General features: G+C 69.2%; 17 protein-coding genes. 15 read left to right on the top strand and 2 right to left on the bottom strand.

Annotation, left to right across the window (positions count from 1 at the left end; translation table 11 throughout):
- Position 1: 1 nt before the first annotated feature.
- Both zapE and QTH86_RS08530 read left to right on the top strand, forming a co-directional pair.
- Entirely contained in the window at positions 2 to 1,099 is a 1,098-nt protein-coding gene (gene zapE / locus QTH86_RS08535) for a cell division protein ZapE (protein WP_286645105.1), read from the top strand.
- 143 nt (positions 1,100 to 1,242) lie between these two features.
- Positions 1,243 to 1,881 (top strand): hypothetical protein, encoded by a 639-nt coding sequence (locus QTH86_RS08530; protein ID WP_286645106.1) that lies wholly within the window; start codon positions 1,243 to 1,245, stop codon positions 1,879 to 1,881.
- A 21-nt stretch (positions 1,882 to 1,902) separates the two neighbouring features.
- Here the strand turns inward: QTH86_RS08530 and QTH86_RS08525 are convergent, their stop codons facing one another.
- Positions 1,903 to 2,682 carry a PP2C family protein-serine/threonine phosphatase gene (locus tag QTH86_RS08525; protein ID WP_286645107.1) on the bottom strand — a complete coding sequence of 260 codons (780 nt, stop codon included), beginning with the start codon at positions 2,680 to 2,682 and terminating at the stop codon, positions 1,903 to 1,905.
- 129 nt (positions 2,683 to 2,811) lie between these two features.
- On the opposite strand from QTH86_RS08525, the gene QTH86_RS08520 reads away from it, so the two are divergent.
- On the top strand, positions 2,812 to 3,015 hold the full coding sequence (locus tag QTH86_RS08520) for a YdcH family protein (RefSeq protein ID WP_286645108.1): 204 nt from the start codon (positions 2,812 to 2,814) through the stop codon (positions 3,013 to 3,015).
- Positions 3,015 to 5,114 (top strand): DNA repair helicase YoaA, encoded by a 2,100-nt coding sequence (yoaA, locus tag QTH86_RS08515; protein WP_286645109.1) that lies wholly within the window; start codon positions 3,015 to 3,017, stop codon positions 5,112 to 5,114. Before QTH86_RS08520 ends, yoaA begins: the two co-directional genes overlap by 1 nt.
- 4 nt (positions 5,115 to 5,118) lie before the next feature.
- Here yoaA and QTH86_RS08510 read toward each other — a convergent pair whose 3' ends face one another.
- On the bottom strand, positions 5,119 to 5,928 hold the full coding sequence (locus tag QTH86_RS08510; RefSeq protein WP_286645110.1) for an outer membrane protein assembly factor BamD: 810 nt from the start codon (positions 5,926 to 5,928) through the stop codon (positions 5,119 to 5,121).
- Between the two features lie 50 nt (positions 5,929 to 5,978).
- Between QTH86_RS08510 and QTH86_RS08505 the strand changes: the two genes are divergently transcribed.
- The 11 genes from QTH86_RS08505 (at position 5,979) to bamB (ending at position 17,467) form a co-directional block, all read left to right on the top strand.
- The gene (locus QTH86_RS08505; protein WP_286645111.1) at positions 5,979 to 6,977 is read left to right on the top strand and encodes an RluA family pseudouridine synthase; all 999 of its coding nucleotides are present in this window, start codon (positions 5,979 to 5,981) and stop codon (positions 6,975 to 6,977) included.
- Positions 6,978 to 7,116: 139 nt separating this feature from the next.
- The gene (scpB, locus tag QTH86_RS08500) at positions 7,117 to 7,854 is read left to right on the top strand and encodes an SMC-Scp complex subunit ScpB (protein WP_286645112.1); all 738 of its coding nucleotides are present in this window, start codon (positions 7,117 to 7,119) and stop codon (positions 7,852 to 7,854) included.
- On the top strand, positions 7,851 to 9,500 hold the full coding sequence (locus QTH86_RS08495) for a pseudouridine synthase (RefSeq protein ID WP_286645113.1): 1,650 nt from the start codon (positions 7,851 to 7,853) through the stop codon (positions 9,498 to 9,500). The genes scpB and QTH86_RS08495 overlap by 4 nt, the downstream gene beginning before the upstream one ends.
- A gap of 151 nt (positions 9,501 to 9,651) precedes the next feature.
- Complete coding sequence (ndk, locus tag QTH86_RS08490; protein ID WP_286645114.1) at positions 9,652 to 10,077, top strand: nucleoside-diphosphate kinase; 426 nt, start codon at positions 9,652 to 9,654, stop codon at positions 10,075 to 10,077.
- A 21-nt stretch (positions 10,078 to 10,098) separates the two neighbouring features.
- On the top strand, positions 10,099 to 11,235 hold the full coding sequence (gene rlmN / locus QTH86_RS08485) for a dual-specificity RNA methyltransferase RlmN (protein ID WP_286645115.1): 1,137 nt from the start codon (positions 10,099 to 10,101) through the stop codon (positions 11,233 to 11,235).
- Positions 11,236 to 11,239: 4 nt separating this feature from the next.
- Positions 11,240 to 12,082 (top strand): type IV pilus biogenesis/stability protein PilW, encoded by an 843-nt coding sequence (gene pilW, locus QTH86_RS08480; RefSeq protein ID WP_286645116.1) that lies wholly within the window; start codon positions 11,240 to 11,242, stop codon positions 12,080 to 12,082.
- Positions 12,075 to 13,022: a helix-turn-helix domain-containing protein gene (locus tag QTH86_RS08475; RefSeq protein ID WP_286645117.1), complete on the top strand. Its 948-nt coding sequence runs from the start codon at positions 12,075 to 12,077 to the stop codon at positions 13,020 to 13,022. The genes pilW and QTH86_RS08475 overlap by 8 nt, the downstream gene beginning before the upstream one ends.
- Positions 13,019 to 14,308, top strand: a complete 1,290-nt coding sequence (ispG, locus tag QTH86_RS08470; protein WP_286645118.1) for a flavodoxin-dependent (E)-4-hydroxy-3-methylbut-2-enyl-diphosphate synthase — start codon at positions 13,019 to 13,021, stop codon at positions 14,306 to 14,308. The genes QTH86_RS08475 and ispG overlap by 4 nt, the downstream gene beginning before the upstream one ends.
- A gap of 19 nt (positions 14,309 to 14,327) precedes the next feature.
- Positions 14,328 to 15,626, top strand: a complete 1,299-nt coding sequence (hisS, locus tag QTH86_RS08465; protein ID WP_286645119.1) for a histidine--tRNA ligase — start codon at positions 14,328 to 14,330, stop codon at positions 15,624 to 15,626.
- A gap of 6 nt (positions 15,627 to 15,632) precedes the next feature.
- Positions 15,633 to 16,316: a YfgM family protein gene (locus tag QTH86_RS08460; RefSeq protein ID WP_286645120.1), complete on the top strand. Its 684-nt coding sequence runs from the start codon at positions 15,633 to 15,635 to the stop codon at positions 16,314 to 16,316.
- A gap of 8 nt (positions 16,317 to 16,324) precedes the next feature.
- Positions 16,325 to 17,467 carry an outer membrane protein assembly factor BamB gene (gene bamB, locus QTH86_RS08455; protein WP_286645121.1) on the top strand — a complete coding sequence of 381 codons (1,143 nt, stop codon included), beginning with the start codon at positions 16,325 to 16,327 and terminating at the stop codon, positions 17,465 to 17,467.
- Positions 17,468 to 17,469: the final 2 nt, after the last annotated feature.

The following is a 17,469-nucleotide window of genomic DNA, read 5'->3' as shown; positions in this document are numbered from 1 at the left end:
TTTGAGCGTCCAACAAGCGTACGAGGCCGAACTCGCCTCGCGTGGCTTCCAGAGCGACCCCGCGCAACTGCGCGCGGTGGCCGCGCTGGATCGTTGCGCCAACGAGTGGGCGGCCTACAAGGCGCAGCGGTCCAATGCGCTGAAGAAGCTCATCAACCGCCCGGACGTGCCGCGTGGCGTCTACATGTACGGCGGTGTCGGCCGCGGCAAGAGCTTCCTGATGGACTGCTTCTTCAATGCCGTGCCGATCAAGCGCAAGACGCGCCTGCATTTCCACGAGTTCATGCGCGAAGTGCACCGCGAACTGGCGGAGCTGCAGGGCATCGTCAATCCGCTGGACGAACTCGGCAAGCGCATCTCCAAGCGCTACAAGCTGATCTGCTTCGACGAATTCCACGTCGCCGACATCACCGACGCGATGATCCTGCACCGGCTGCTGGTCGCGCTGTTCGAGAACGGCGTGGGCTTCGTCACCACCTCCAATTTCAAGCCGGACGACCTCTACCCGGACGGCCTGCACCGCGACCGCATCCTGCCGGCCATCGCGCTGCTGAACGAGAAGCTCGAAGTCCTGAGCGTCGACAACGGCACCGACTACCGGCGCCGCACGCTTGAACAGGTGCGGCTCTACCTCACGCCCAACGGGCCCGAAGCCGACCGGGAGATGACCGTGGCCTTCGACAAGCTCGCCGAGAGCGCCGACGAAGACCCGGTGCTGCACATCGAGGCACGCGAGATTCTGGCCCGTCGCAAAGCGGGCGGGCTGGTCTGGTTCGACTTCAAGACGCTCTGCGGCGGCCCGCGTTCGCAGAACGACTACCTTGAAATCGCGACCCAGTTCCATACGGTGCTGCTGTCGGACGTGCCGCAGATGACGGTGGCGCGCGCGTCGGAAGCGCGTCGATTCACCTGGCTGGTCGACGTGTTCTACGACCGCCGGGTCAAGCTCATCGTGTCGGCGGCGGTGCCGCCGGAGGCGTTGTACACCGAGGGCCCGCTGGCCCACGAGTTCCCGCGCACGGTGTCCCGCCTGACCGAAATGCAGTCGGCCGAGTTCCTGGCGTTGGAACGAAGAACGGTCGACACGCGTCTGACGTGAGATGAACCCACCCCCGGAGCGCCTGCGGCGCCTCCCCCTCGAGGGGGCGCACCCGGCGGCCTGGCAAAGCCAGTTCCGCGGGTGCCCTGGCCTCGGCCGTGCCGGTTTCGTGCGGGTGGCGCGTTGTGCAACGGATAACTGATATGAAGCAACTTCTTCTTTGCCTCGCGCTGCTTGCCGGCGGCGCATCGGCGTGGGCGCAGACCAATGCGGTGGCTGGCAACGTCGATCCGGACGCGGAGCGCGCGCGCCTGACCAGGGAGCGGGCAGAGATCGACGCGCGCGCCAAGACCGAGCAGACTGCCTGTTACCAGCGTTTTGCGGTCGAGGACTGTCTGCAGGAGAGCCGCCGCAAGCGGCGCACGGCGGAAGACAGCATCAAGCGCCAGGAAGCCGACCTGAACGACATCGAACGCAAGCGCCGGGCCGCCGCGCAACTGGAGCGCCTGGACAAGGCACCGCCGCGCGCGCAGGACGATCCGGCCGCGCAAGAGAAAGCGCGCCAGTCCCAGCAGGGGCGCGAGCAGCGCGCGGCCGACCATGCCGAGAGCCGTGCCGAGGCTGCTGCGAAGGCGGAGAGCAACCGTCGTGCCCTGGAGGACAAGCAGCGCAACCATGCCGAGCAGCAGGCCAAGGCCGCGCGCCTGCAGGCCGATGCACCGACCGAGCGGGCGCGCTTCGAGCGCAAGCAGGAACAGGCCGCGAAACACCGCGCCGATCGCGAGCGGCAAAACGCCGAGCGCACCAAGCCGCGGTCGGCACCGCTGCCCACTCCCCCTTGAGGAACCCCTGACGAGGTCCCGTCAGGCTCTGTCCTCGTCCTTCGGTAGCGGCTCGACCTTCAGCACAGCCAGCGAGAGGTTGTCGCCGGTGCCCCGCGCACGGCGACGTGCTTCGTCCACCAGAATCTGCACGGCCATCCGCGGCGGCTGCGTGGCCAGGACGCCCCCCATTTCCTGCGGGCTGAAGTAGTGCCACAGGCCATCGCTGCAGGCCATCAGCACGTCGCCCGGCTCGAGCTGCGGGATGAAATGCAGGTCAACCGGTGGCGGTGTGCTCGTCATGCCCAGGCAGCCGAGCAGGATGTTGCCCTGCGGATGGATGTTCGCCTCGTGCTCGGTGATCTCGCCGCGGTCGATCAGCACCTGCACGTACGAGTGGTCGCGGGTGCGTTCGAGCATCTGGTCCTTGCGGAAAAGATAGATGCGAGAATCTCCGGCGTGGATCCAGGCGCAGGCGCCATTCGGATTCACCAGGAAGGCGGCGATGGTGCTGTGCGGCTCCTGTTCGCTCGACACGGCAGTCAGCTTGATCACCGTATGGGCATCCTCGAGCACCTGCCGCAGCAACGCGCCGGCGTCATCGCGGTCCGGGCGGTAGCGGGCAAAGAGCTGGTTGGCGGTCATCAGCACCTGGTCGGACGCCTTGCGGCCGCCGCTGCGGCCCCCCATCCCGTCGGCGACGATGCCGAGCACGCAGCCCACCGTGCGGGGATGGCTGATCACCGCGACCTGGTCCTGCTGGTAGGCGCGGTCGCCCTTGTGCAGGCCGGTGGCGGCGGAAAGTCGGAAACCTCGTGTCATGGCGCGGATGCGCCAGGGGCGCGGTTGAGATGCATCGCAGAACAATCGTGTCGCGACGTATTATCGAACGAAGCCGTCCCGGCATCGGCTGCACCGGGCGCCGGTGCCGCCGTCGAACCCACCACCGCCTTGGACTTCAATCTTCACTCCCCGTCGCGTCAATTGATCGAGCTGCGCATGGCACACGCCGATCTGGACGCGACCATCGATCGGCTCGGCGAGGTCGTCCCGCAGGACGAGCTTCTGATGCGCCGCCTCAAGAAGCGGCGCCTGGCGTTGCGCGACCAGATCGCGCGCGTCGAGCGCTCCGTCGAGCCGCAAGAGCCCGCTTGATGGTCGTGGACTCCGGCGCCTTCGACGGCGATGACGACGAGGACGATCTGGACGCGCTGCTGGGCGCCGCACCACCGCTTCGAACGGCCACCCGCAAGCCTTCCTCGCTCACGCAGGACGTGCGCGAGGCCTTCGCGCCCCATGGCGTGCTGTCGCACGCGGCCGACCAGTTTCGCGAACGCGGCGGGCAAACGGAGATGGCACTGGCCGTGGCCCGCACGATCGAATCCGGCGGCGAGCTGGTGGTCGAAGCCGGCACCGGTGTCGGCAAGACCTTCTCGTACCTGGTGCCGGCGCTGCTGAGCGGCGAGCGCGTGCTGCTGTCGACCGCCACCAAGACCCTGCAGGACCAGCTCTTCGGCCGCGACCTGCCGCGCCTGGTCGATGCCTTGAAGCTGCCCGTGCGCACCGCGCTGCTCAAGGGCCGGGCCAGCTACCTGTGCCTGCACCGGCTGGACCTCGCGCGGCACGACACCTCGCCCGAGCGCGGCAGCCTGCGCACGCTGGCCAAGATCGAGCAGTGGTCCAAGGCCACCCGCACCGGTGACCTGGCCGAGTTGCCCGGGCTGGACGAGCGCTCGCCGTTGATCCCGCTCATCACCTCCACCCGCGACAATTGCCTGGGCGCGCAATGCCCGCAGTTCAAGCCCTGCCACGTCAACCTCGCGCGGCGCGAAGCCTTGGCGGCTGACGTGGTGGTCATCAACCACCACCTGTTCTTCGCCGACCTGGCGGTGCGCGAATCCGGCATGGCCGAACTGTTGCCGTCGGTGCGTGTCGTGGTCTTCGACGAAGCGCACCAGCTCAACGAGACCGGCGTGCAGTTCCTCGGCGTGCAGTTCGGCACCGGGCAGGCGCTCGACTTCGCGCGCGATGTGCTGGCCGCCGGCCTGCAGCATGCACGCGGCCTGGCCGACTGGACGCAGCGCGTGGCGGCGGTCGAGCGCGCCGCACGCGAGCTGCGCCTTGCGGCCGGCCAGCAATGGCCGGGCGCCAAGCTGCGCTGGGCCGGCGAGGCGCCGGAAGGCCTGGCCGCCGCGCCGTGGCAGGGTGCGCTGAACGAGCTGCAGCAGGCCTTCGAGGACGCGGGCGAGGCGCTGGCCACCGTCAGTGAAATCTCGCCCGATTTCATCCGCCTGCACGAGCGGGCCGAGCAGCTGGCCGAGCGGGCCGGGCGCTTCGCGCAGCCCTGCGCGCTGGGGTCCGTGCGCTGGGTCGACGTGGGCACGCAGTTGCGGCTGATCGAGTCGCCGCTGGACATCGCGGAGGCGGTGCGCACGCGGGTGCTCAAGAAAGGCGCGAGCGACGTGGACAGCAGCGGCCGCGCCTGGATCTTCACCTCGGCCACGCTGGGCGACGACCCGCAGTTGCGCTGGTTCACCGAGCCCTGCGGCCTCACCGATGCCGAGGTGCTGCGGGTGCAGAGCCCCTTCGACTACGCCCAGCAGGCGTCGCTCTACGTGCCGCGCGCGTTTCCCAGGCCGAACGATCCGTCGCACGGCGCGCAGGTCGCACGCCTGGCCGCGCGCGGGGCAGCGCTGCTCGGAGGGAAGACGCTGGTGCTGACCACCACGCTGCGCGCCTTGCGGACCATCGGCGATGCGCTCCGGCAGCAGCTGGACCACCTCGACGGCGCACGGCGGCCCGAGGTGCTGGTGCAGGGCGAGCTGCCCAAGCGCGTGCTGATGGACCGCTTCCGTGCCGGCGACGGGCAGGGCGAGGCCGGGTGCGTGCTCGTGGCCTCGGCGTCGTTCTGGGAAGGTTTCGATGCGCCCGGCGATGCGCTGCAGTTCGTCGTGATCGACAAGCTGCCCTTTCCGCCGCCGAACGATCCGCTGGTCGAGGCGCGTTCGCAGCGGCTGGAAGCCGAAGGTCGGAACGCCTTCGGCGATTACTCGCTGCCCGAGGCCGCCGTCGCGCTGAAGCAGGGCGCGGGCCGGCTGATCCGGCGTGAAACCGATGTGGGCGTGCTCGCGATCTGCGACACGCGGCTGGTGACCATGGGCTACGGCCGCCGGCTGATCTCGGCCTTGCCGCCGATGCGGCGACTGGAGAGCGAGGCCGACTTCGACGCCGCGCTCGAAGCGCTGATGCCCTAGCGCGTTACCAGACCTTCCACCACGGGTCGTCCTTGCCGCGGAAGCCGCGGGTGAGGTACTCGCTCTGGGGGTAGTTGGTGGTCAGCACGCGTTTGGCGTCGTCGCGCAGGTCGTTCAGGCCCAGCTTGTCGTAGGACTGGACCATGATGTACAGCGCCTCTTCGAGGGCCGGCACTTCGCGGTAGTCGGCCAGGGCCAGCTGGGCGCGGTTGATGGCCGCTAGGTAGGCGCCGCGCTGGTAGTAGTAGCGCGCCACGTGCACCTCGTACTGGGCCAGCGAATTGACCACGTAGTTCATGCGCTGGCGCGCATCGGGCGTGTAGCGCGAATCGGGAAAGCGCGTGACCAGCTCCTTGAAGGCCTGGAACGATTCCTTGGCCGCCTTCTGGTCGCGCTCGGACAGGTCCTGGCGCGTGAGGAACGCGAACATGCCCAGATCGTCGTTGAAGTTGACGATGCCCTTGAGGTACAGCGCGTAGTCCAGCGCGGGGCTGGCCGGGTGCAGCTTCATGAAGCGGTCGATGGTGGCGATGGCGGCGGGCTTCTCGCCGGCCTTGTACTGCGCGTAGGCCTTCTCCAGCTGGGCCTGCTGGGCCAGCGGGGTGCCGGCGGCGCGGCCTTCGAGCTTCTCGTACAGCGGGATGGCCTTGTCGTAGGCGCCGGAGCCGGCCTCGTCCTTGGCTTCGCTGTAGATCTTGTTGGGGCTCCAGTTGGCCGTCTCGTCGACCTTGGTGGTCGAGCAGCCGGCAACCAGCCACGCGGCTGCAGCGAGCGCCATCCACGCAGGGACAACCGATAATTTGGCGCGAAACATCACATGAAGCTTTCTTGAAACAAGTACCTTCGATTATATCGACCGACCCTTTGGACGAAGCCCTGGGCGGCCCTGACGCGAACGAGGCCGATGAAAGTGCCGATCTCGGCGAGACCAGCGAGGTGCGGGCCTTTGCCATCGGCACGGCGCAGCACGGGCAACGGCTGGACCGCGCGCTGGCCGTTCTGGTTCCCGAGTTCTCGCGCAGCTACCTGCAGCAATTGATCGATGCGGGGGCGGTCGGGCTCCAGGGACGGGTGGTGACCAAGCCCTCGCTCACGGTGCGCGTGGGGGAGGCCGGGCAGATCGAACTGCGCCCCACGCCGCAGAGCCAAGCCTTCAAGGCCGAGCCGATGGCGCTGCGGGTGGTGTACGAGGACGCGCACCTGCGGATCATCGACAAGCCGGCCGGGCTGGTGGTGCACCCGGCGCCCGGCCACTGGAGCGGCACGCTGCTCAACGGCCTGCTGGCGCTCGACCCGCAGGCGGCGCTGCTGCCGCGCGCCGGCATCGTCCACCGGCTGGACCGCGACACCAGCGGGCTGATGGTCGTGGCGCGCACGCGGGCCACGATGGATGCGCTGGTGCAGCTCATCGCTGCGCGCGAGGTGTCGCGCCAGTACCTCGCCATGGCGCACCGGCCGTGGCAGGGCGCGGCGGCCCGGCAGGTCGATGCGCCGATCGGCCGCGACCCGCGCAATCGGCTGCGCATGGCGGTCGTCGATCTGCAGCGGCATCCGGGCAAGACGGCGCGCACGCTGATCGAGCGGCTCGACGGCACGGCCGAGGGCTGCGCGGTGCGCTGCACGCTGGAGACCGGCCGGACCCACCAGATCCGCGTGCACATGGCGTCCATCGGCCATCCGCTGGTGGGTGACGCGCTGTACGGCGGGGCGCCGGCGGCCGGCATGGCGCGCCAGGCGCTGCACGCTTTTCGCCTGGCCTTCGTGCATCCGCAGACACAGGCCCCGCTGGTTTTCCTGGCGCCGCCGCCCGACGATCTGGCCCAGGGCTTCGCGGCCTGGGGCCTGGACTACAATCGCGCCTGACGGCCCGAGGGCCGCGCCGGCCTGTCGAGCCGGCCTCGCGTTCTGCCCGCCCCGTGCCGGCGACGCCGCTTCTCCATCACGAGACTCTCCATCCACCTGAACGTGCGCCGCTGGCGCCTTTTCCCGGATAACGCGAACCATGAATACGGCGGATGCCAAGCGCATTCTTGAAACCGCCTTGATCTGTTCGACGCAGCCCCTGCCGGTGCGCGAACTGCGCGTGCTGTTCGACGACGAACTGGGCGCCGACACGATCAAGTCGCTGCTGATCGAATTGCAGGAAGACTGGACCCAGCGCGGCCTCGAACTGGTGAGCGTGGGCAGCGGCTGGCGCTTTCAGAGCCGCCCGGAGATGCGCGACCACCTCGATCGCCTGCACCCCGAGAAGCCGCCGCGCTACACGCGCGCCGCGCTCGAGACGCTGGCCATCATCGCGTACCGCCAGCCGGTGACGCGTGGCGACATGGAAGACATCCGCGGCGTCACGATCAACTCGCAGATCCTGAAGCAGCTCGAGGACCGCAACTGGGTCGAGGTCATCGGCCACCGCGAAACCGTCGGCCGCCCTGCGCTCTACGCGACCACGCGCCAATTCCTCGACGACCTGGGGCTCGCCTCGCTCGATCAGTTGCCGGTGATCGAATCGCCGGCGCAGCAGAATGCGCTGCTCGACGCGATGGCCGAGGCCGTCAGCCCCGACCAGTCGGCGCTGCCCATGGATGGCCCTCCGCCGGACGAGGCTCCGGATGGCGCCCAGGACGACGGCGCCGAAGTCCCTGCCGCCGACCCAACGACAACGACCGATACCCCGATCGAGCCGACCGGCCTCGACGACCCCGACGCACTTGCCGTGCCTTCCGGAACCACACCTCCATGAGCTCCTCCGAACCCGATGACGCGGTGATCCCGCCTGCCGACAGCCCCGCCGCCGAGGCTGCGCCGGCGCCTGCCAAGCGCCGGCCCCGCAAGCCCAAGGCCGTGGTGGAACTGCCGTTGCAAGTCGAAGGTTCCGGCGAGCCCGCCGAGGCTGCCGAAGCCGCCGTCGAACCCCCCGCCGCGCCCGCGGTGGCGGCGCCCGTCGTCGAAGCGGCCGCGCCGCAGCCTGCACCTGCGGTCGCCCAAGCGCGGCCGCGTGCCGAGGATGAAGACGAAGACGATGCCGGCGACGAGGAGGAAGAAGACGAGGACGACGACGAGGACGAACTCGACCGAGCCCGCCGTGCCGCCGACCGCGAGCGCCGCAACGCGCCGGAGCCGGAGCCGATCCGCTTCGCCGACGTCATCTCCGGCCAGTTCGATGCCGACGAGGAAAGTCCGGAAGTGCCACCGCTCAAGCGCGTGCTGCTGCCCGAGGCCGACTCGCCCAAGCTGCACAAGGTGCTGGCCCAGGCCGGCCTGGGCTCGCGCCTCGAGATGGAGGCGCTCATCCTGCAAGGCCGCATCTCGGTCAACAGCGAGCCGGCCCACATCGGCCAGCGCATCCAGTACGGCGACCAGGTCAAGATCAACGGCAAGCCGATCCGCTACCGGATCGCGCCGCCGCCGGCCCGCGTCATCGCGTACCACAAGCCCGTCGGCGAGGTCGTCACGCACGACGACCCGCAGAACCGGCCGACCGTGTTCCGCAAGCTGCCGCGCCTGGTGCAGGGCAAGTGGCAATCCGTCGGTCGCCTCGACCTGAACACCGAAGGCCTGCTGCTCTTCACGAGCTCGGGCGAACTCGCCAACCAGTTGATGCACCCGCGCTTCGGCCTGGAGCGCGAGTACGCGGTGCGCGTGCTGGGCGCGCTCAACGCCGAAGAGAAGAAGAAGCTGCTCGAAGGCGTGCGTCTGGACGACGGCATGGCCCAGTTCGGCACGATCGAGGAGGGCGGCGGCGAGGGCTCCAACCATTGGTACCGCGTCACGATCTCCGAAGGCCGCAACCGCGAGGTGCGCCGGCTGTTCGAGTCGGTCGGCCATGCGGTCAGCCGACTCATTCGCATCCGCTACGGCGCCATGGTGCTGCCACGCGGCCTCAAGCGCGGCGCCTGGATGGAGCTGGACGAACGCGACATCCGCTCCCTGTTCCAGGCGGCGGGCGGCGGTGCGCCGCGGCCGGCCCCGGGTCCGCGCGAGCAGGGCGCCGACGGCGGCGGCCGCAACGGGCGCGGCAACAACAAGCGCCGCGGTGGCCGCAACGGCGGCAATGCCGGCGGCCCGCCGATGCCCAATCCGGGCGGTGGGCAGGCGGCGCGGGGCGACCGGGGCCGCGGCGGCAACGCGGGCGGGCCGCCGCAGGGGCGTCGCAACAACAAGGGCCAGGGCCAACCAGGGCCGGGCCGGGCGGGCGGTGAAGACCGGCTGCCGGGTGGCGCGCAGCCCGATCCGATGAAGACCTCGCTGGGCTACATCGGCGCCGACAGCTTCTCGCGCCAGCGCAAGGAGCAGCGCCAGGGGCCGCGCCGGGGCGGGCCGGGCGGTGGCGGCTTCGGCGGCGGCGGGCCGGGTGGTTCCGGTGGCGGCCGTCGTCGCGGTCGCTAAAACTTTCGTGGGCCGCGGTTTTCGCGGCCTTTCGGCCGGGCGCTCGCGGCGCGCCGGTTAAAATCAGAGGCTTTGTCAAGGTCGCGGGCTGCGCTGGCGGCGCCGCGGCGGACCTCATTTCGACATCAACTGCTCAGGAAGCAACTTCTCCATGGCCATCGAACGCACCCTCTCCATCATCAAGCCCGACGCCGTCGCCAAGAACGTCATCGGCAAGATCGTTTCCCGCTTTGAAGCCGCCGGCCTCAAGATCGCTGCCGCCAAGCTGGTGCACCTGTCGCGCGCCGAAGCCGAGCAGTTCTACGCCGTGCACAGCGCCCGCCCGTTCTTCAAGGACCTGGTCGAGTTCATGATCTCCGGTCCGGTGTTCGTGCAAGTGCTCGAAGGCGACAACGCCATCGCCAAGAACCGCGACCTGATGGGCGCCACCGACCCGAAGAAGGCCGCTGCCGGCACCATCCGCGCCGACTTCGCCGACAGCATCGACGCGAACGCCGTGCACGGTTCGGACGCCCCCGAAACCGCTGCCGCCGAAATCGCCTTCTTCTTCGCCGGCCTCAACGTCTACGCACGCTGAGTCCGCAGCCCGGCCGATCTCATGACGACCGTCAACCTGCTCGAGTTCGATCTGGAGGGGTTGGCCGCGTTCTGCGAAAAGCTGGGCGAAAAACGTTTTCGCGCGACGCAGCTCTTCCGCTGGATCCACCAGCGAGGTGCGAGCGATTTCGCGCAGATGACCGACCTGGCCAAGTCGCTGCGCGAGAAGCTGGCGACCACGGCGCGCATCGAGGCGTTGCCGGTCATCACCCAACACGAGTCGGCCGACGGCACCATCAAGTGGCTGTTCGACGTGGGCGACGGCAATGCCGTCGAAGCCGTTTTTATTCCCGAGGACGACAGAGGCACCTTGTGCGTGTCGTCCCAGGCCGGTTGTGCCGTCGGCTGCCGTTTCTGCTCCACGGGGCACCAGGGCTTTAGCCGCAACCTGCGCACCGGCGAGATCACGGCGCAGCTCTGGTTCGCCGAGCACTTCCTGCGCCAGCATTTGAAGCGTGACGAACGCGTCATCTCGAACGTCGTGATGATGGGCATGGGCGAGCCGCTGCAGAACTATGCGGCGCTGGTGCCCGCACTGCGCACCATGCTCGACGACAACGCCTACGGCCTGTCGCGCCGTCGCGTGACGGTGTCGACTTCGGGCGTGGTCCCGATGATCGACCGGCTCGGCGCCGATTGCCCGGTGGCCATGGCGGTGTCGCTGCATGCGCCCAACGATGCGCTGCGCGACGACCTGGTGCCGCTCAACCGCAAGTACCCGATCGCCGAGTTGCTGGAGGCGTGCAAGCGCTACCTGGCGCATGCGCCGCGCGACTTCATCACCTTCGAGTACTGCATGCTCGACGGCGTGAACGACCAGCCCGAACATGCGAAGCAATTGGTGGAGTTGGTGCGCAGCACCGGCATTTCCTGCAAGTTCAACCTGATTCCTTTCAACCCGTTCCCGGCGTCGGGTTTGCTGCGTTCGCCGCAGCCGCGGGTGGTGGCCTTCGCGCGCACCCTGAGCGAGGCCGGCATCGTGACCACCGTGCGCAAGACGCGCGGCGACGACATCGATGCCGCCTGCGGCCAGCTGGCCGGCGACGTCAAGGACCGCACGCACGCGGCCGAGCGCATGGCGCAGCGTCGCATCGTCACGCTGCATCCCGTCCGTGCGGCGGCTTCCGAGGAGCACTGAAGCGATGAGCATGGTTTTCTCGACGCCGCACGCCGGCTTGCTGCGCGGTCTGATGGGCGCGGCGCTGGTGACGTTGCTCGCCGGCTGCGTCAATACCACGACCCAGACCACCCGGCCCGTGGGAAGCGCCGACGGCAACCGTACCGAGACGGTGACCGCGTCGGACGAGCCTTCCGGCCGTCGTCGTGCCCGCATCCGCCTGGAGCTGGCCATCGGGTATTTCGAAGCGGGCCAGACCACCGTGGCGCTCGACGAGATCAAGCAGGCGCTCGCGGCCGACCCGAACTTCGCCGATGCGTACAACCTGCGCGGCCTGGCCTACATGCGGCTGGACGATGCCGGCCTGGCCGAAGACAGCTTCCGTCGGGCCATCGCGCTGAACCCGCGCGAGCCCAACACGCTGCACAACTATGGCTGGCTGCTGTGCCAGCAGAAGCGCTACGGCGATGCAGCCCAGCAGTTCAGCGCGGCGCTCGCCGCGCCGAACTACATGGATCGGGCCAAGACGCTGATGACGCAGGGCGTCTGCCAGATGCAGGCCGGCCAGCGTCCGGAGGCCGAGCGCAGCCTGACGCAGGCCTACGAGATCGATGCCGGCAACCCGGTCATCGGTTACAACCTGGCGGCCTTGCTGGCGCAGCGCGAAGACTGGTCGCGCGCGCAGTTCTACATCCGCCGGGTCAACAACAGTCCGTCGGCCAACGCGGAAACGCTGTGGCTCGGCATCAAGATCGAACGCAAGCTCAGCAACCGAGAGGCCATGGCCCAACTCGGCGGTCAATTGCAGCGCCGCTTCCCCCAGTCCCGGGAGGCAACAGCGTACGAACGCGGGAATTTCGATGATTGAACGCGCCAGCGAATTCGGCAGCTCACAGACGGCTCCTCTGAGCCATGGCGACAGCACCCACAAGACGGCCGGCGACCTGCTGCGCGAAGCCCGCGAGGGGCATGGCCTGCACATCGACGTGGTGGCCGCGGCCCTCAAGGTGCCGACACAGAAGCTTCAGGCCCTGGAAGACGACAACATCGAGGCCTTGCCCGACCCGGTCTTTGCACGTGCATTGGCCGCGAGCGTCTGCCGCGCGCTGCGCGTCGACCCGGCGCCGGTGCTGGCCAAGCTGCCGGGGGCCGTGCGCCCCAGCTTGGCGGAGGCCGATCGTCCGTTGAGCGGCAGCTTCCGCTCAGGGGCGCCGCGCACGCACGGCGGCGCGGGCGGCACGCCGTCGCGGGCGTTGCTGGTGGTCGTGGCGCTGCTGCTGGCAGGCGCCGCGGCGCTGGTGTGGCTGCCCTCGGGCGCCTTCGAGCAGCTGAGCCAGTGGGTGTCGGGCCTGACAGCGGAGCGTTCGGGGTCGAGCGCCGATACCGCGGTGCCGCCGCAGAGCGCCGATGCGCCCGCCGGCACGGTGGTCGAGTCGGTGCCGACGCTGCCGCCGCCGAACGAAGCGCCGGCGGCACCGCCCGTTCCGACCATTCCCCCAGCCCCCGGCACGGTGGCCACGAGCCCATCGGTGCCGGTGGCCTCGGCCACGCCGGCCTCCAGCGGCAGCGACGCGCTGGTGTTCGTGGCGAGTGCCGATTCGTGGATCACCGTGACCGACGCGACGGGCAAGGCGCTGCTGCGCCGCATCGTGACGCCCGGCGAAACCGTCGGCCTGAGCGGCACGCTGCCGCTGTCGGTGGTCGTCGGCCACGCTGCCGGGGTCACCGTGCAGGTCAAGGGCAAGCCCTTCGACCTGACGCCGCTGGCGCGTTCCGGCGGTGTGGCCCGTTTCGAGGTGAAGCCATGATCGATCAGCCATTGTCTGGTTGCCTGCCGATCGAGCCCGCCGCGCCGCTGGCGCGCCGCTCACGCCAGGCCAGCGTCGTCTGGGGCCCGCGCACCGTGACGGTAGGCGGCGACGCACCCGTGCGCGTGCAGTCGATGACCAACACCGACACGGTCGACGCCATCGGCACCGCGATCCAGGTGAAGGAGCTGGCCATCGCCGGCTCCGAGATGGTCCGCATCACGGTCAACACGCCCGAGGCCGCAGCCCAGGTGCCCTACATCCGCGAGCAGCTCGATCGCATGGGCATCGACGTGCCGTTGATCGGCGACTTCCATTACAACGGCCACCGGCTGCTGACCGACTATCCGGCCTGCGCCGAGGCGCTCAGCAAGTACCGCATCAACCCCGGCAACGTGGGCAAGGGCGACAAGAAGGACAAGCAGTTCGGCCAGATGATCGAGGCCGCGATGCGCTGGAACAAGCCGGTGCGCATCGGCGTCAACTGGGGCAGCCTCGACCAGGAGCTGCTGGCGCACCTGATGGACGTCAACAGCCAGCGCGCCACGCCCTGGCAAGCCAAGTCGGTGATGTACGAGGCGCTGATCACTTCCGCGATCGACTCCGCCAGGCTCGCCGAATCGATGGGCATGAACGGCGACCAGATCATCCTCAGCTGCAAGGTGAGCGGCGTGCAGGACCTGATCTCCGTCTACCGCGAACTTGCCAAGCGTTGCAGCTACCCGCTGCACCTGGGCCTGACCGAGGCCGGCATGGGCACCAAGGGCACGGTGGCCTCGGCCACCGCGCTGTCGGTCCTGCTGCAGGAAGGCATCGGCGACACCATCCGCGTGTCGCTCACGCCGCAGCCGGGCGAGGCGCGCACGCAGGAGGTGGTGATCGCCAACGAGATCCTGCAGGCGCTGGGCCTGCGCATGTTCGTGCCGAGCGTCACCGCCTGCCCGGGCTGCGGCCGCACCACCAGCACGACCTTCCAGGAGCTGGCCAAGCAGATCGACGACTACCTGCGCCTGCAGATGCCGGTCTGGCGCAAGAAGTACCCTGGCGTGGAGACGCTCAAGGTGGCCGTGATGGGCTGCATCGTCAACGGGCCGGGCGAGAGCAAGCATGCCGACATCGGCATCAGCCTGCCGGGCACCGGCGAGGCGCCGGCCGCACCGGTCTTCATCGACGGCGAGAAGGCGCTCACGCTGCGCGGCGACAACATCGCCAACGAGTTCCACCAGCTCGTCGAAACCTACATCGAGAAGCGCTTCGGCAGCGAGCACGCTGCCTCCGCCGCCTGATTTTTTCTCCCTGGATCCCATGGCCGACAAATTGAATGCCGTCAAAGGCATGAACGACATCCTGCCGCCGGAATCGGCGCGCTGGGAATGGCTCGAAGCCATCGTGCGCGACCTGATGGGCCGCTACGCCTACCGCAACGTGCGCACGCCCATCGTCGAGCACACGGCGCTGTTCGTGCGCGGCATCGGCGAGGTCACCGACATCGTCGAGAAGGAGATGTACTCCTTCGAGGACAAGCTCAACGGCGAGCAGCTCACGCTGCGCCCTGAGGGCACCGCCAGCCTGGTGCGCGCGGTCATCGAACATTCGATGCTGTACGACGGCGGCAAGCGCCTCTGGTACACCGGCCCGATGTTCCGCCACGAGCGTCCGCAGCGTGGCCGCTACCGGCAGTTCCACCAGGTCGGCGCCGAGGTGCTGGGCTTTGCCGGCCCCGAGGTGGATGCCGAGCTGATCCTGCTGGCAACGGCGCTCTGGAAGGCGATCGACCTCGTCGACGTGCGCCTCGAACTCAACAGCCTGGGCCAGCCGCCGGAGCGCGCGGCGCACCGTGCCGAGCTCATCAAGCATTTCGAAGCTCACGCCGACACGCTCGACGAAGAAGCCAAACGACGTCTGCACAGCAACCCGCTGCGCATCCTCGACACCAAGAACCCGGCCATGAAGGACGTGGTCGAGTCGGCGCCGAAGCTGATCGACTTCCTCGGTGCCGAGTCGCTCGCGCACTTCGACGGCCTGCGTGCCATCCTCGACGCCAACGGCATTGGCTACACGATCAATCCGCGCCTGGTGCGCGGCCTGGACTACTACAACCTCACGGTCTTCGAGTTCGTGACCGACCGTCTCGGCGCGCAGGGCACCGTGTGCGCCGGCGGTCGCTACGACGACCTGATCGCGCAGATCGGAGGCAAGCCGGCGCCGGCCGTCGGCTGGGCGATGGGCATCGAACGCGTGCTCGAGCTGGTGAAGGAACAGGGCACGGCGGTGCCGCTGCCGGTGGCCGACGCCTACGCCGTGATTCCCGACGCCGCCGCCATGCCGGTGGCGCTGCGCACCCTGCAGCAGCTGCGCGACGCGGGCGTGCGGGTGCAGATGCATGCCAGCACGGTCGACGGGCTGGGCAGCTTCAAGTCGCAGTTCAAGAAGGCCGACGCCAGCGGTGCGGCCTTCGCACTGGTGTTCGGTGCCGACGAGATGGCCCGCGGCGAAGTCACCGTGAAGGCGCTGCGCGACGGCAGCGGCGCCCAGACGGTGCGTTCGCTCTCCGACGTGGGCGCCTGGGCGGCCACTCTACAATCGCCGACCCTTCTCACCTGACAGCGCATGGCCACCCATCTCGACCTCGAAGAGCAGGAACAGCTCGACCAGCTGAAGCATTTCTGGAACACCTACGGCACGCTCATCACCTGGGTCGTGCTGCTGGCGGCCGGCGCCTTCATGGCGTGGAATGGCTGGCAGTACTTCCAGCGGACCAAGGCCGCGCAGGCATCGGCGCTCTACGACGAAGTCGAGCGCAGCGCCCAGGCCAATGACGCCGCACGCATCGAGCGTGCGCTCGGCGAGATGAAGAACCGCTTCGCCGGCACCGTCTACGCGCAGCAGGCCGGCCTGCTGGCGGCCAAGACGCTGAACGAGCAGGGCAAGGCCGAGGGCTCGCGCGCCGCACTCGAATGGGTCGCGCAGAACGCGGTCGACCCTGGCTACCAGGCGATCGCCCGGCTGCGCCTGTCGGCCGAACTGCTGCAGCAGAAGTCCTACGACGACGCGCTCAAGCAACTCGCGTCGCCGGTTCCCAAGGAATTCGACGCGCTGATCGCCGACCGCAAGGGCGACATCTATCTGGCACAAGGCAAGCGCGACGAGGCCAAGACCGAGTACCAGAAGGCGTGGACCGCCTTCGAGCCCGGCAACGAGTACCGTCGCCTGGTCGAGATCAAGCTCAACGCCGTCGGCGTCGACCCCAAGACACTGACCTCCGCCGCTGCGGCGCCGGCCAAGAACCCCTGATCGCTATCATGAATCTGTCTCGTCTCGTGTCCCACACGCCCGCGCTGCGCGCCGTCGCGATGACCGTGCTGGTCGCTGCGCTGGCCGCCTGTTCCGGCACGCCCAAACCCAAGCCCGTCGACCTGCCGGCCAACCCGGCGCTGTTCGGTGTGCGGCAGGCCTGGAAGGTCGCCATCCCCAAGACCGAGTTCTCGCTGCAGATCGACGTCAGCGGCGACACGGTGACGGTCGCCAGCGTCGACGGCACGGTGGTCGCCATCGATTCGCGTTCGGGTCAGGAGAACTGGCGCGCCAATGCCGGCGCACCGCTGATCGCGGGCGTGGGCAGCGACGGGGCCATCGCCGCCGTCGTCACGAAGGACAACGAGCTCGTCGCCCTGCAGGCCGGCAAGGTGCTGTGGAAGCAGCGCCTCCCGGCCCAGGCGTTCACCGCGCCGCTGGTGGCCGGCCGGCGCGTGTTCGTGCAGACCGCCGATCGCACCATGACGGCGTGGGACGGCCAGACCGGCCGCCGTCTGTGGGCGCAGCAGCGCACCGCCGAGAACCTGGTGCTGCGCAAGCCGGGCGTGCTGCTGGCCGTGGGCGACACGCTGGTCACCGGCGTCGGCGGCCGTCTGGCCGGGCTCAACCCGGCCAACGGCTCCTCGCGCTGGGAATCGCCCATCGCGGCGCCGCGCGGCACGAACGACGTCGAACGCCTGGTCGACCTGACCGGCAGCGTGAGCCGTGTGGGCGACACCGTCTGCGCACGGGCGTACTATGCCAGCGTGGGCTGCGTCGACACCAACCGCGGCGTGCTGCTCTGGAGCAAGCCGGCGTCGGGCGCCGAAGGCGTGGCCGGGGACGACCGCTTCGTCTACGGCACCGAATCGAACGGCGCCGTGGTGGCCTGGCGTCGCGCCGATGGCGAGCGCGCCTGGTCGGTGGAGCACTTCAAGTACCACACGCTGACCGCGCCCCTGGCCGTCGGCCGCTCGCTGATCATCGGCGACGAACTTGGCATGCTGCACTTGGTGTCGCGCGACGACGGCAAGCTGCTCGGCCGCGCCACGCCGGATGGTTCGCCGATCGTCGTCACGCCGGTGCTCGCCGGCAACACGGTCGTGGTCGTCACCCGCAATGGCGGTGTGTTCGGCTATCGCCCTGAATAACG

Source organism: Variovorax sp. J2L1-78 (genome assembly GCF_030317205.1).
In the GTDB taxonomy this organism is placed as follows: Bacteria; Pseudomonadota; Gammaproteobacteria; order Burkholderiales; family Burkholderiaceae_C; genus Variovorax; species Variovorax arabinosiphilus.
Note: the sequence above shows the minus strand (reverse complement) of the source record. Positions and strands in the feature narration are given on the sequence as shown.

What these genes read in the sequence shown, in the direction of transcription:
- QTH86_RS08530 (WP_286645106.1), top strand. Translation starts at nt 1,243, where the DNA reads ATGAAGCAACTTCTTCTTTGCCTCGCGCTGCTTGCCGGCGGCGCATCG.
- QTH86_RS08525 (WP_286645107.1), bottom strand. Translation starts at nt 2,682, where the DNA reads ATGACACGAGGTTTCCGACTTTCCGCCGCCACCGGCCTGCACAAGGGC.
- yoaA (WP_286645109.1), top strand. Translation starts at nt 3,015, where the DNA reads ATGGTCGTGGACTCCGGCGCCTTCGACGGCGATGACGACGAGGACGAT.
- QTH86_RS08510 (WP_286645110.1), bottom strand. Translation starts at nt 5,928, where the DNA reads ATGTTTCGCGCCAAATTATCGGTTGTCCCTGCGTGGATGGCGCTCGCT.
- scpB (WP_286645112.1), top strand. Translation starts at nt 7,117, where the DNA reads ATGAATACGGCGGATGCCAAGCGCATTCTTGAAACCGCCTTGATCTGT.
- QTH86_RS08495 (WP_286645113.1), top strand. Translation starts at nt 7,851, where the DNA reads ATGAGCTCCTCCGAACCCGATGACGCGGTGATCCCGCCTGCCGACAGC.
- ndk (WP_286645114.1), top strand. Translation starts at nt 9,652, where the DNA reads ATGGCCATCGAACGCACCCTCTCCATCATCAAGCCCGACGCCGTCGCC.
- rlmN (WP_286645115.1), top strand. Translation starts at nt 10,099, where the DNA reads ATGACGACCGTCAACCTGCTCGAGTTCGATCTGGAGGGGTTGGCCGCG.
- pilW (WP_286645116.1), top strand. Translation starts at nt 11,240, where the DNA reads ATGAGCATGGTTTTCTCGACGCCGCACGCCGGCTTGCTGCGCGGTCTG.
- QTH86_RS08475 (WP_286645117.1), top strand. Translation starts at nt 12,075, where the DNA reads ATGATTGAACGCGCCAGCGAATTCGGCAGCTCACAGACGGCTCCTCTG.
- ispG (WP_286645118.1), top strand. Translation starts at nt 13,019, where the DNA reads ATGATCGATCAGCCATTGTCTGGTTGCCTGCCGATCGAGCCCGCCGCG.
- hisS (WP_286645119.1), top strand. Translation starts at nt 14,328, where the DNA reads ATGGCCGACAAATTGAATGCCGTCAAAGGCATGAACGACATCCTGCCG.
- QTH86_RS08460 (WP_286645120.1), top strand. Translation starts at nt 15,633, where the DNA reads ATGGCCACCCATCTCGACCTCGAAGAGCAGGAACAGCTCGACCAGCTG.
- bamB (WP_286645121.1), top strand. Translation starts at nt 16,325, where the DNA reads ATGAATCTGTCTCGTCTCGTGTCCCACACGCCCGCGCTGCGCGCCGTC.